A 13242-nucleotide genomic window follows, 5' to 3' on the forward strand; every position below is an offset into this window, starting at 1 on the left:
GTTATGGGTCTCTCTTCATCAGGATCGGCCTGCCAGCAGTGGCCGGCAGGGTGTAACAACAGGCACCTTTACGGTGCCTCTTTCTCCGAAATGTACGGATCGGAATAACCAAGAGCAAGCATTATCTCAGTCTCCAGCGATTCCATCTCTTCGGCTTCACTATCTTCGATATGATCGTAACCCAGCAAATGCAGGGTGCCATGGATAACCATGTGCGCCCAGTGCGCCTCCAGCGCTTTCTCTTGCTCGGCGGCTTCCTGCTCAACAACCTGACGGCAAATCACCAGATCGCCCAGCAGCGGCAGCTCAATGCCGGGTGGCGCTTCAAACGGGAAAGAGAGCACGTTAGTCGGCTTATCTTTACCGCGCCACGTCAGGTTAAGATCGTGGCTTTCCGCTTCGTCCACCACGCGAATAGTGACTTCACTTTCGGGCTGAAACTGTAGCAGCACCGCTTCCAGCCAGCGACGGAAATCCGTTTCGCTCGGCAGTCCGCTGGCCTGCTCGCAGGCCAGCTGTAAATCGAGAATAACCTGACTCATTTCTGTTCCTGTGCTGCTGCCTGCGCTTCGTGCTTGCGTTCTTCGGCCAGCCGATCGCGGCGTTTTTGGTCGGCCTCTTCCCAGGCCTCATAGGCGACCACGATACGGGCAACCACCGGATGGCGTACCACGTCTTCGCTGTGGAAGAAGTTAAAACTGATCTCTTCAACATTCGACAGCACCTCAATCGCATGGCGCAGACCGGATTTGGCGTTGCGCGGCAGGTCGATTTGGGTAATGTCGCCGGTAATAACCGCTTTGGAGTTAAAACCGATACGGGTCAGAAACATTTTCATCTGCTCGATGGTGGTGTTCTGGCTTTCGTCGAGAATAATAAACGCGTCATTCAGCGTACGGCCGCGCATATAGGCCAGCGGTGCAACTTCAATTACGTTACGTTCGATCAGCTTTTCTACGCGCTCAAAGCCAAGCATTTCAAACAGCGCGTCATAAAGCGGGCGCAGATAGGGATCAACCTTCTGGCTCAAATCACCGGGCAGAAAGCCCAGCTTTTCACCCGCCTCAACGGCCGGACGTGTCAGCAGAATACGCCGAATCTCCTGACGCTCCAGCGCATCAACCGCCGCCGCAACCGCCAGATAGGTTTTACCCGTTCCCGCCGGACCCACGCCAAAGGTGATGTCGTGGTCAAGAATATTGGCAATATACTGCGCCTGGTTCGGCGTTCGTGGCTTGATCACGCCGCGTTTTGTTTTGATGTTCACCGCTTTGCCATATTCCGGCACGCTTTCGGCGGTCTGTTCCAGCACGCGGCTCTCTTTAATCGCCAGGTGGATCTGCTCTGGTTCGATGTCGGGAATAACGCCGCGCACCGGCGCGGTATCCACATACAGATTACGCAGGATATCCACCGCGGCATTAACGCAGATCGCGCGCCCGACCAGCTTAAAGCTGTGATCGCGGTGGCTGATTTCAATACCCAACCGACGTTCCAGTTGCTTAACGTTATCGTCAAACGGACCACACAGGCTCAGCAACCGATGATTATCAGCGGGTTCTAACTCGATTTCGCGTGTTTCGATATTCAAACTAATCCTTTGGGTCGCTCAGGGCCAGGTTGATAATTAACAGGGACTTGCCGCCTGACAGGCAGGCGAACCATAGCGAAAGTATTTATGGCATGACCAAAAGGCGCAAGCAGTAAAGCCGATATTTGGGCGATGCTTTCAGAAAGCAAGTGTAATGGAGTGAAATTGTACGGTGGGCAAGCGCTGCCCACCGTAAGGCGAGGGAGTATCAAGGCTGGAAAATGGCGACGCCAATTTCATTTTCTTTACGGGTACGCGCAATCACCGAAGCCGGGCTTTCTGCCATACGCAGACCCATTTCATCTTCCGTGCGCACCACCACGCCGCGCAGAGAGTTAGTGTAAACGTCAACGATTTCCACATCGACGAACTTACCTATCATCTCCGGCGTGCCTTCAAAGTTTACCACTCGGTTGTTTTCCGTGCGGCCTGACAGCTCCATCACATTTTTACGTGACGGTCCTTCAACCAGAATACGCTGAACGCTGCCCATCATGCGGCGGCTCCAGGCCATCGCCTGCTGGTTAATGCGATCCTGCAGGATATAGAGGCGCTGCTTTTTCTCTTCTTCGCTGACATCATCCGGCAGATCGGCCGCCGGTGTGCCCGGGCGCGCAGAGTAGATAAAGCTGAAGCTCATATCGAAGTTGACGTCAGCGATCAGCTTCATGGTTTTCTCAAAGTCTTCCTGGGTTTCGCCAGGGAAGCCGATGATAAAGTCAGAGCTGATTTGAATCTCCGGGCGCGCTTCTTTCAGCTTGCGGATAATCGCTTTGTATTCCAGCGCGGTATGAGCGCGCTTCATCAGTGTCAGGATGCGGTCGGCGCCGCTCTGTACCGGCAGATGCAGGAAGCTTACCAGCTCCGGCGTATCACGATAGACATCAATAATATCGTCGGTAAATTCGATCGGATGGCTGGTGGTAAAGCGAATACGATCGATGCCGTCGATCGCCGCCACCAGGCGCAGCAGCTCAGCAAAAGAGCAGATGCCGCCGTCAAAAGCCGGTCCGCGATAGGCGTTAACGTTCTGGCCCAGCAGATTCACTTCACGTACGCCCTGCGCGGCGAGCTGGGCAATTTCCAGCAGGATATCATCGCAGGGACGGCTGACTTCTTCGCCGCGGGTATAGGGCACCACGCAGAAAGTACAATATTTGTTGCAGCCTTCCATAATGGAAACAAACGCCGTCGGACCTTCCGCGCGCGGCTCCGGCAGGCGATCAAACTTTTCGATTTCCGGGAAGCTGATATCCACCACCGGGCTTTTTGAGCCGCGCACGGTGTTGATCATTTCCGGCAGGCGATGCAGGGTTTGCGGTCCGAAGACGATATCGACATAGCTGGCGCGCTGACGAATATGGTCACCTTCCTGCGAGGCGACGCAGCCACCCACGCCAATGATTAATTCAGGGTTGCGCTCTTTCAGCGTTTTCCAGCGGCCCAGCTGGTGAAACACTTTCTCCTGTGCCTTTTCGCGGATCGAGCAGGTATTAAGCAGCAGAATATCAGCTTCTTCCGCCACTTCCGTGAGGGTATAGCCGTGCGTACTATCCAGCAGGTCGGCCATTTTAGATGAATCGTATTCGTTCATCTGACAGCCCCAGGTTTTGATATGCAGTTTTTTACTCATCTAACTTGCCATTTATCAGTGCAGGAAGGATTGCAGGGCGCGTATTGTAATGCTTTGCTGCTGTTGTGACCAGTCTATCGGCTTTTCTGTTTTCCACGCAATTTCCGGTACACTTTAACTTAACGGGTTCGCGGAGCGGTCGCCGCGAGACGGCAGGGCACAAAAGGATAAATTTATGCATCAAACGCAATTCGATGTGGTGGTAGTTGGCGGAGGTATGGTGGGTGCGGCGCTGGCAAGCGGGCTGGCGCAGCAGGGCTTTCAGGTTGCCGTGCTGGAGCGGGAGGTTCCGGCGGCGTTTAATCCTGAGGCACCGCCGGATATTCGCATTTCCGCCATCGGCTGCGCCTCGGTGGACCTACTCAAACAGCTGGAGGTGTGGCCAGCGGTGCAGCAAATGCGCTGCGCGCCCTATCGTAAGCTGGAGACCTGGGAGTGGCAGACGGCGCGCGTACAGTTTGATGCCGCCAGCCTTGGCCTGCCGGAGCTGGGTTACATGGTGGAGAATTCCGTATTGCAGCTGGCGCTGTGGCAGCGTTTGCAGCAGCAGCCGGTAACGCTGCTGGCACCGGCAAAACTCAGCGCGTTACAGCAGCATAACGGCGGCTGGCAGCTGACGCTGGAGGATGGGCAAACGCTCACTACCCGGCTGCTGGTGGGAGCCGATGGCGCCAATTCACAGGTGCGCCAGCTTACCGGCATCGGCATTCAGGGCTGGAACTACAGCCAGTCCTGTATGTTGATCAGCGTCGAGCTGGAACATGCAACGGGTGATACCACCTGGCAACATTTTACGCCGGAGGGGCCGCACGCGCTGCTGCCGCTGTTTGATCGCTGGGCGTCGCTGGTTTGGTATGACAGCCCGGCGCGCATTCGCCAACTGCAGGCGCTGACGCCAGAGCAGCTGCAAAAAGAGGTGGAGCGCTGTTTCCCGCCGCGTTTGGGCCGTTTTCGCGTCCAGCAGGCCGCCTCTTTCCCGCTGGTGCGTCGTCACGCTAATCGTTATGTTTTACCAGGGCTGGCGCTGGTGGGCGATGCGGCGCACACCATTAATCCGCTGGCGGGGCAGGGGGTGAACCTGGGATATCGCGACGTGGATGCGCTGATTGAGGTGTTAACCGCTGCGCGCAACCAGGCGGAGGACTGGTCTTCAGAGCGAGTGCTGCTGCGCTATCAGCGCCAGCGTCAAAAAGATAATCTGTTGATGCAGAGCGGTATGGATCTGTTTTATTTCGCCTTCAGTAATCGTCTGCCGCCGCTGCGCGTGCTGCGTAACGTCGGGCTAATGGCGGCGGAGCATGCGGGTGTGCTGAAGCGTCATGCGCTGCGTTACGCGCTGGGGCTGTAAAGCGACGGTGGAAGGGCTACGATGAACAACGTCCGGCGCTGCATTACGCGCCGGTGCGGTAAACTGAACGGGCGGAAGGAACCGCCCGTTAAAAAAACGTGAGCGACAGACGCAAAAAAGCCCGCAGAAGCGGGCTTTTTTACACTGTTTGGCTGGGGTGCAGGGATTCGAACCCCGGAATGCCGGAATCAGAATCCGGTGCCTTACCGCTTGGCGACACCCCAATAAAATTGGGATAAACAGTTTTTAATTGGCTGGGGTACGAGGATTCGAACCTCGGAATGCCGGAATCAGAATCCGGTGCCTTACCGCTTGGCGATACCCCAATAAAATGGTGGCTACGACGGGAATCGAACCTGTGACCCCAGCATTATGAGTGCTGTGCTCTAACCAGCTGAGCTACGTAGCCAAATTTTATTGCTTTCTGATGTGGCTGGGATACCTGGATTCGAACCAGGGAATGCCGGTATCAAAAACCGGTGCCTTACCGCTTGGCGATATCCCAAGATCCGATGACGCATCAGTTTTACATCAGAAATATGGCTGGGGTACCTGGATTCGAACCAGGGAATGCCGGTATCAAAAACCGGTGCCTTACCGCTTGGCGATACCCCATCCGCTAAACCGATGACTGAAATGGTGCGGGAGGCGAGACTTGAACTCGCACACCTTGCGGCGCCAGAACCTAAATCTGGTGCGTCTACCAATTTCGCCACTCCCGCAAAAAAGATGGTGGCTACGACGGGAATCGAACCTGTGACCCCAGCATTATGAGTGCTGTGCTCTAACCAGCTGAGCTACGTAGCCATCTTTTTTTCGCGCTACCTTCATCGGCGTTGCGGGGCGCATTATGCGTATTGCACTCAAGAGCGTCAACAAGTTTTTTGTCGTTTTTTACCATTCGCGCACTGTTTGACTGGCTTGTAACCAGCCTGATGATAAAAACGACAATTTTTGATCGTAACGCCGCCAATGGCAATAAAAAACGGGCCGCGCAGGCCCGTTTTTTTATCTGTGATCTCAGTCGATTATTTATAAGCGGACTGGTGTACACCCACTGCGCGACCAGAAGGATCGTCCATGCTTTTAAACGCTTCATCCCACTCAATGGCTTTGGCGGAGGAGCAGGCCACTGACGGACCGCCAGGCACGCATTCTGCGGCGCTGGGCAGCGGGAACAGCTCTTCGAAAATCTCACGGTAGAGCCAGGCTTCTTTTGACGCTGGCGTGTTATACGGGAAGCGATAGCGCGCGGTGGCCAGCTGCTGATCGCTCACCTGCTGGGCGGCTACTTCTTTCAACGTATCAATCCAGCTATAGCCTACGCCGTCGGAGAACTGCTCTTTCTGACGCCAGGCCACGCTTTCCGGCAGGTAAGAAGAGAAACATTCACGCAGGATATGCTTTTCCATCTTACCGTTGCTGCCGCACATTTTATCCTGCGGATTAATGCGCATCGCCACGTCGAGGAATTTTTTATCCAGGAAGGGCACACGAGCTTCCACGCCCCAGGCGGACATCGCTTTGTTGGCGCGCGCGCAGTCATACATATGCAGCGCCAGCAGTTTACGAACGTTTTCTTCGTGGAACTCTTGGGCGTTCGGCGCTTTATGGAAATAAAGGTAGCCGCCAAACACTTCATCGGCACCTTCACCGGAAAGCACCATCTTAATGCCCATGGCTTTGATCTTACGTGACATCAGATACATCGGCGTTGAGGCACGGATGGTGGTGACGTCATAGGTTTCAATGTGGTAAATCACATCGCGAATCGCATCCAGCCCTTCCTGCACGGTAAAGTGGATTTCATGATGCACCGTGCCGAGGTGATCGGCGACAGTTTTGGCCGCTTTCAGATCGGGCGAGCCTTCCAGACCCACGGCGAAAGAGTGCAGCTGCGGCCACCAGGCATCGCTCTTATCCTGATCTTCCACGCGTTTCGCGGCAAAGCGTTTGGTTACCGCAGAGATAATAGAGGAGTCCAGGCCGCCTGAAAGCAGCACGCCATAGGGCACGTCAGACATCAGATGGCTTTTCACGGACTCTTCCAGCGCATTTTTCAGCGCGCTAGCGTCGGTGGTGTTATCCGCTACGCTGCTATATTCCATCCAGTCACGCTGATAGTAACGACGAATTTCGCCGTCGGTGCTGGAAAGGTAGCTTCCCGGCGGGAATTCCTTCATGGTGCGGCACACCGGCACCAGCGCTTTCATCTCTGAAGCGACAAACAGGTTGCCGTGTTCGTCGTTGCCCATATACAGCGGAATAATGCCGAGATGGTCGCGGCCAATCAGCCAGCTTTTCTTTTCGCTATCATACAGGATAAAGGCAAACATCCCTTGCAGGTCGTCGAGGAAGTCCACGCCTTTTTCCTGATAGAGCGCCAGAATCACTTCACAATCAGAGTCGGTCTGGAAGTCATAGCGATCGCCCAGCTCCGCACGCAGCGCCTGATGGTTATAAATTTCACCGTTGACGGCCAGAACGTGAGTATGTGCTGCGTTGTACAGGGGCTGAGCGCCGTTGTTAACATCAACAATCGACAAACGTTCATGCGCCAGAATGGCATGGTCATCAGCATAGACGCCGGACCAGTCCGGGCCGCGATGACGCATAAGGCGAGAAAGTTCCAACGCTTTTTTACGCAGTTCTGAAGCGTCGCTTTTCAGATCGAGTACACCGAAGATTGAACACATAACCGACTCCTGATCTCACCTAAACGGTGATGTTTTCATTAAGTGATGTTGAATAAGCAACGTCTTTCGTTGCGTGATGTATAAGAAAATGCGCTATCTGGTGCATACAATGCAAGTGATTTCCTTTTTTCTTGATAAAAAGGTTGTTGCTGCGCCTCAGATATTAGATTTCATCTAATTAAATGGCTGGATAATTGCAGTATCGGCAAAAAACAGATAAATCTGAGTAAAAAATAACCATCTCAGGCCGCAGGGCAAAAAAAACCAGCCGTAAAAGGCTGGTTGTTAATGTAGGCGTTACTCTTCCAGCAGATGCTGGAGCAGGGTGCCGTTGAGCATGGCGCGCTTGGCCAGCGCGAAAGCTCCGATAGCGGAGCGATGATTCAGTTCGGAGCGCACCACCGGCAGGTTTTTACGAAACGCCTTTAACGTTTGTGCATTGATACAGCTTTCTATCGCCGGAAATAGCACTTTCTCCGCCTCGGTAATCTCACCGGCCAGCACGATTTTCTGCGGATTAAACAAATTGATGGCGATGGCGATCGCCTTGCCCAGATAACGCCCGGCATGTTCGATCACTTCTGTTGCCAGCGCATCGCCGCGGTTGGCCGCTTTGCAAATCGCCTGAATAGCACAATCATCCGGCGTTAAGACGCTGCGGTAACCTTGCTGCAACAGGCGCCGCACCCGATTTTCCAGCGCGCTGTTGGCGGCGATGGTTTCCAGGCAGCCAAAGTTGCCGCAGTGGCAGCGTTCACCCAGCGGATCCACCTGAATATGACCGATCTCTCCCACGTTGCCGTTACTGCCGAGGAAAATATGACCATTGGTGATAATGCCAGCCCCGGTACCGCGGTGTAGGCGCACCAAAATAGAGTCCGCGCAGTCACGGCTTGCACCAAAATAGTGTTCCGCCAGCGCCAGGCTGCGAATGTCATGTCCGACAAAGCTGGTAACGTTAAAGCGCTGCGTAAGGTTGGCGACCAGCGGCCAGTTATTGACGGTGATATGCGGCATATAACGAATGATGCCGTTATCAGGATCGACCAGACCGGGTAAAATCACCGAAATAGCAATCAGCTCGCGCAGCTTACGCTGATGGGTCACGGTAAAGTGATCGATGGCGTTAAACAGCGTATGCTCCAGCGTTTCCTGAGTCCGCTCCGGCAGCGGATAGTGCTCCTCCGCCAGCGCCTTGCCGCTCAGGTCGTAGAGCGTCAGCGTGGCATCGTTACGTCCAAGACGGACGCCGATAGTATGAAAGCCACGGGTTTCAGTAACAATGGAGATGGCGCGGCGGCCGCCGGTGGACGCCTGCTGATCCACTTCTTTAATCAGACCGCGCTCAATAAGCTGACGGGTAATTTTAGTGACGCTGGCAGGCGCAAGCTGGCTATGTTCCGCAATCTGAATACGGGAAATCGGACCCATCTGATCGATAAGGCGGTAAACCGCTGCGCTGTTTAACTGCTTTACAAGATCGACATTTCCTATTTGTGCCTGGCCGCCAGTGGTCATCAATGATTACTCGCTGAAGACGTCGTTACCGTTAACGATAGTCTTGATAATGTGATAATCGCGCGTAAAAACAGCCAGGTTTGCTACTTTTCCAGCTTCGATAGATCCCAGCTGTTTATCCACGCCCATTGCGCGGGCCGGATAGAGTGTTGCCATACGCAACGTTTCATCCAGTGAAATGCCAACGTGTTCAACGCAGTTTCGTACTGCTTCGATCATCGTTAGCGCCGATCCACTAAGCGTTCCATTTTCATCTACGCATAGCCCGTCTCGATAGTATATTGTTTTACCGGCAAAAATGAACCGATCAATCGTTGCGCCTGCGGGCGCTGTGGCGTCGGTCACCAGAACCAGCTTATCGCCTTTAATGCGCTTCGCATTGCGTACGTTAGCGTAATGGACATGCAGCCCATCGGCAATAATGCCGCAGTAAACTTCTGATGTATCAAGCAGCGCACCGATTAGACCCGGCTCGCGCCCGGTGGTGGTCGGCATCGCGTTATAAAGATGGGTGGCAAAAGTAATACCGGCGGCGAAACCGCTACGCGCTTCATCATAGGTGGCATGAGAGTGCCCGGCGGAAATGATAATACCGGCATCGTGCAGCTGACGAATCACTGCCTCGCCCGCCATTTCCGGCGCCAGGGTAATTTTAGTGATCACGTCAGCGTTATCGCACAGGAATTTAACCAGCGCCGGATCGGGCTTGCGAATTAACTCTGCGCGGTGCGTACCTTTTTTCGCCACGTTCAGCCAGGGGCCTTCCAGATGCAGGCCCAGCGCCTGATGCGGATGATGTGCCAGCCAGCTGCGCATCACTTCCACCGCCCGAATCATCAGTTCGTCGCTGCTGGTGATCAGCGTTGGGAGAAAGCTGGTGCAGCCTGACTTCTCATTCGCTTTTTGCATAATCGCCAGCGTTTCCAGGCTAAGCGCATCAAGCTCATCATTAAACTGAACGCCGCCGCAGCCATTGAGCTGAACATCAATAAAGCCGGGAGCAACGATGGCGCCGCCCACGTCGCGCTGCTCACATGTCGCAGGCAGCGCATCATAAGGGCAGACAGCTTCAATCAGGCCGTTATTAATAATAACAGCGTGATTATCCAGGATTTCATGGCCGGTAAACAGACGGCCATTGACTAAAGCGTACATAATATTCTCCCGACTCAAAGCGGCATCTGTCCGGCAGGTTAACCGGACAGGGGGTTAAATCCAGTGATTATAAATTCTGTATATTTTCCGCTTCCATTTCGCGGAAATACTTGACGGTTTTTACCTTTAACTCCATGGTGGCCGGTTCATCGCAAACCACCACAGCTTTAGGATGAAGCTGCAGGCAACTGATAGTCCACATATGGTTAACGTTGCCTTCTACTGCCGCCTGAAGCGCCTGCGCTTTCACGTGCCCGGTCACCAGAATCATCACCTCTTCAGCGTCCAACAGCGTGCCAACGCCCACGGTTAAGGCATACTTCGGTACCTGGCTGACATCACCATCAAAGAAGCGCGAGTTAGCGACGCGGGTATCATGCGTCAATGTTTTGATGCGGGTGCGGGATGCCAGTGAAGAGGCCGGTTCGTTAAACGCGATATGACCGTCGTTGCCTACGCCGCCCATAAACAGGTGGATTTTTCCATAAGCGCGAATTTTTTCTTCATACTCACGACATTCTGCGTCAATATCCGCAGCATTTCCATTGAGAAGGTTGATGTTTTCTCGCGGAATATCAACGTGATCGAAAAAATTACGGTACATAAAACTGTGGTAGCTTTCTGGATGCTCTTTTGGCAGGCCCACATATTCGTCCATATTAAAGGTGACGACATGTTTAAAGCTAACCTGGCCTGCTTTATGCATTTCAATTAAATGCTTATACGCTTCCAGCGGGGTGCCGCCAGTGGGCAGGCCAAGGACAAACGGGCGTTCAGAAGTGGGGTTAAAGGCGTTAATGCGGTTTACGATATGCTGTGCGGCCCATTTGCCTACCTGGGAAGCGTTAGCCAGGGGAATTAGTCTCATGTTTGACCTCGTTTAAGTAGGAGTATTTAAACCGGATAATGGACGGTTAAACCACGTAACTAAGCGTATTTCGCGCAATGAGTGCTGGTTATAAGGAGAGTGCCGTCCTGATATTTTTAATCATAAAATAAGTACGAAAAGATAACCAGTATTATGCAAAGCGAAAATAAGTTTATGGTGATAAGTGTCACATACGGAGCGGTTTTAATTTGCGAAGCGAATTAAATCCCTCTTACACTGCATTGCAGGCTGTTCTTTCGATTGGTTATCTGAAGAATGTGATAATAAAAGTAACAGCTTCAGAGGCCTTTTTTGATTCTCACAGGGGGAAAGAGTGAATATTCTGGGTTATTTACAAAAGGTGGGTCGGGCGCTCATGGTGCCTGTCGCTACGCTACCCGCCGCCGCGATTTTAATGGGCGTCGGCTACTGGCTCGATCCCGATAGTTGGGGTGCGAGTAATGCAATGGCGGCGCTGCTGATCAAATCGGGCGGCGCCATTATCGAGCATATGCCTGCGCTGTTTGCGGTAGGTATCGCTTATGGCATGTCGAAAGATAAAGACGGCGCCGCCGCGCTGTCGGGCTTTGTCGGCTTTTTGGTTGTTACCACGCTCTGTTCTCCGGCTGCGGTGGCGATGATTCAGAAAATGCCGCTGGAGCAGGTGCCGGCCGCGTTCGGCAAAATCGATAACCAGTTTGTCGGTATTCTGGTGGGGATCCTGTCCGCTGAGGTGTATAACCGCTTTAGCCATGTGGAACTGCCGAAAGCGCTCTCTTTCTTTAGCGGTCGCAGGCTGGTGCCGATTCTGGTCTCCTTCCTGATGATTCTGGTCGCTTTTATCCTGATGTATATCTGGCCGCTTATTTTTAACGCGCTGGTTAACTTTGGCGAACATATCCAGAAACTCGGTTCGGTCGGCGCCGGTGTCTATGCATTCTTTAACCGTCTGCTGATTCCGGTGGGTCTGCACCATGCGTTGAACTCCGTTTTCTGGTTTGACGTTGCGGGCATCAATGACATTCCTAATTTCCTTGGCGGCGCGCAGTCTATCGCCAGCGGCAAAGGCATTGTTGGTATAACCGGTCAATATCAGGCGGGCTTTTTCCCGATTATGATGTTTGGCCTGCCGGGCGCTGCGCTGGCGATTTATCAGTGCGCGCACCCGGAAAACCGCGCCAAAGTGGGCGGCATCATGATCGCCGCGGCGTTTGCGGCGTTCTTTACCGGAATTACCGAACCGCTGGAATTCTCCTTTATGTTTGTGGCGCCGGTACTGTATGTGATCCATGCGGCGTTGACCGGTATCTCGGTGTTTATCGCTGCGACCATGCACTGGATTTCCGGCTTCGGCTTTAGCGCCGGGCTGGTGGATATGGCGCTGCAATCGCGCAATCCGTTAGCTACGCAGTGGTACATGCTGATCCCGCAGGGGCTGGTGTTCTTTGTTATCTATTATCTGGTGTTCCGCTTTACCATCAAAAAATTCAATCTGTTAACCCCAGGACGTGAACTGGCGGTTTCCGGTGATGAAACCGATGGTTACGATGTGAATGTCGAACATGACGTACAGGGCGAAACGGAAACAGAATCGCTGGCGCGCCGCTATATCAGCGCTGTTGGCGGCTCCGATAACCTGACCCGCATCGATGCCTGCATTACGCGCCTGCGCCTGAATGTGAAAGACAGCGCTGCGCTGAATGAGAACCTGGCGAAGCGTTTAGGTGCCTCCGGCGTAATCCGTCTGAATAAAGAGAGCGTGCAGATTATTGTCGGCACCCAGGCGGAGTTGATCGCCTCCGCGATGAAAAACGTCCTGGCGAAAGGGCCGGTTGCCGCATCCCTTAACGTTGCCCCGGTCAGCGCCGTTGAACCCGCAGCGAAGGCGGCTCCGGCTGCCGCTAAGCAAACGATCGCCACGCTGCTGGCACCGGTAAGCGGTGAAATCGTGCCGATTGATCAGGTTCCCGATGAAGCGTTTGCCAGCAAAGCGGTTGGCGATGGCGTGGCCATCAAGCCTACCGGGAAAACGGTCGTTGCGCCGATTGCCGGTACGCTGGTGAAAATCTTCAACACCAACCATGCGTTCTGCCTGGAAACGGAAAACGGCGTGGAAATCGTGGTGCATATGGGGCTGGATACCGTGGCGTTAGCGGGTAAAGGCTTTACGCGTCTGGTGGAAGAGGGCGCGACCGTGAGCGCAGGTCAGCCGGTGCTGGAAATGGATCTTGATTTCCTGAATGCCAACGCCCGCTCGATGATTAGCCCGGTGGTGGTAAGCAACAGCGATGATTTTGCCGGAATGACGTTACTGGCAACCGGAACGGTGGTTGCTGGCGAAAGTAAACTGTACGAAATCCAGAAATAACGCGCCTTTGCGTTAAACCTCTCCAGGCAGGAAGCGATTCCTGCCTTTTTTCTGTCTCAGTGCCA

Annotated in this window: 9 protein-coding genes and 7 tRNA genes; 2 read left to right on the forward strand and 14 right to left on the reverse strand. The window is 53.8% G+C overall.

Features of this window, described 5'->3' with window-relative positions; translation table 11 throughout:
- Window positions 1–68: 68 nt before the first annotated feature.
- The 3 genes from ybeY to miaB all read right to left on the reverse strand — a co-directional run bounded on the left by ybeY (window position 69) and on the right by miaB (window position 3224).
- Complete coding sequence (gene ybeY / locus J2X14_RS14205) at window positions 69–542, reverse strand: rRNA maturation RNase YbeY (RefSeq protein WP_352411829.1); 474 nt, start codon at window positions 540–542, stop codon at window positions 69–71.
- The gene (locus J2X14_RS14210; protein ID WP_352411830.1) at window positions 539–1591 is read right to left on the reverse strand and encodes a PhoH family protein; all 1053 of its coding nucleotides are present in this window, start codon (window positions 1589–1591) and stop codon (window positions 539–541) included. The genes ybeY and J2X14_RS14210 overlap by 4 nt, the downstream gene beginning before the upstream one ends.
- 208 nt (window positions 1592–1799) lie before the next feature.
- Window positions 1800–3224, reverse strand: coding sequence for a tRNA (N6-isopentenyl adenosine(37)-C2)-methylthiotransferase MiaB (miaB, locus tag J2X14_RS14215; protein ID WP_352411831.1), 1425 nt, complete (start codon window positions 3222–3224; stop codon window positions 1800–1802).
- 175 nt (window positions 3225–3399) lie between these two features.
- Between miaB and ubiF the strand changes: the two genes are divergently transcribed.
- Window positions 3400–4572: a 3-demethoxyubiquinol 3-hydroxylase gene (gene ubiF / locus J2X14_RS14220; RefSeq protein WP_352411832.1), complete on the forward strand. Its 1173-nt coding sequence runs from the start codon at window positions 3400–3402 to the stop codon at window positions 4570–4572.
- A 149-nt stretch (window positions 4573–4721) separates the two neighbouring features.
- On the opposite strand, the gene J2X14_RS14225 is transcribed toward ubiF, so the two are convergent.
- The 11 genes from J2X14_RS14225 to nagB all read right to left on the reverse strand — a co-directional run bounded on the left by J2X14_RS14225 (window position 4722) and on the right by nagB (window position 10809).
- Window positions 4722–4796, reverse strand: a tRNA-Gln gene (locus J2X14_RS14225).
- 27 nt (window positions 4797–4823) lie between these two features.
- Window positions 4824–4898, reverse strand: a tRNA-Gln gene (locus J2X14_RS14230).
- A gap of 6 nt (window positions 4899–4904) precedes the next feature.
- Window positions 4905–4981 (reverse strand) — tRNA-Met (locus J2X14_RS14235).
- A gap of 21 nt (window positions 4982–5002) precedes the next feature.
- Window positions 5003–5077, reverse strand: a tRNA-Gln gene (locus J2X14_RS14240).
- Window positions 5078–5112: 35 nt separating this feature from the next.
- A tRNA-Gln gene (locus J2X14_RS14245) sits at window positions 5113–5187 on the reverse strand.
- Between the two features lie 22 nt (window positions 5188–5209).
- Window positions 5210–5294, reverse strand: a tRNA-Leu gene (locus J2X14_RS14250).
- 8 nt (window positions 5295–5302) lie between these two features.
- Window positions 5303–5379 (reverse strand) — tRNA-Met (locus tag J2X14_RS14255).
- Between the two features lie 221 nt (window positions 5380–5600).
- Entirely contained in the window at window positions 5601–7268 is a 1668-nt protein-coding gene (gene asnB / locus J2X14_RS14260) for an asparagine synthase B (RefSeq protein ID WP_352411833.1), read from the reverse strand.
- 297 nt (window positions 7269–7565) lie between these two features.
- Entirely contained in the window at window positions 7566–8786 is a 1221-nt protein-coding gene (nagC, locus tag J2X14_RS14265) for a DNA-binding transcriptional regulator NagC (RefSeq protein ID WP_352411834.1), read from the reverse strand.
- Between the two features lie 6 nt (window positions 8787–8792).
- Window positions 8793–9941 carry an N-acetylglucosamine-6-phosphate deacetylase gene (nagA, locus tag J2X14_RS14270; RefSeq protein WP_352411835.1) on the reverse strand — a complete coding sequence of 383 codons (1149 nt, stop codon included), beginning with the start codon at window positions 9939–9941 and terminating at the stop codon, window positions 8793–8795.
- A gap of 67 nt (window positions 9942–10008) precedes the next feature.
- Complete coding sequence (nagB, locus tag J2X14_RS14275; protein ID WP_352411836.1) at window positions 10009–10809, reverse strand: glucosamine-6-phosphate deaminase; 801 nt, start codon at window positions 10807–10809, stop codon at window positions 10009–10011.
- 334 nt (window positions 10810–11143) lie between these two features.
- Here nagB and nagE point away from each other — a divergent pair, with 334 nt between their 5' ends.
- Complete coding sequence (nagE, locus tag J2X14_RS14280; RefSeq protein ID WP_352411837.1) at window positions 11144–13177, forward strand: N-acetylglucosamine-specific PTS transporter subunit IIBC; 2034 nt, start codon at window positions 11144–11146, stop codon at window positions 13175–13177.
- The last annotated feature ends 65 nt before the right edge of the window (window positions 13178–13242 follow it).

It is taken from the genome of Mixta sp. BE291 (assembly GCF_031457955.1).
Taxonomy (GTDB): Bacteria; Pseudomonadota; Gammaproteobacteria; order Enterobacterales; family Enterobacteriaceae; genus Mixta.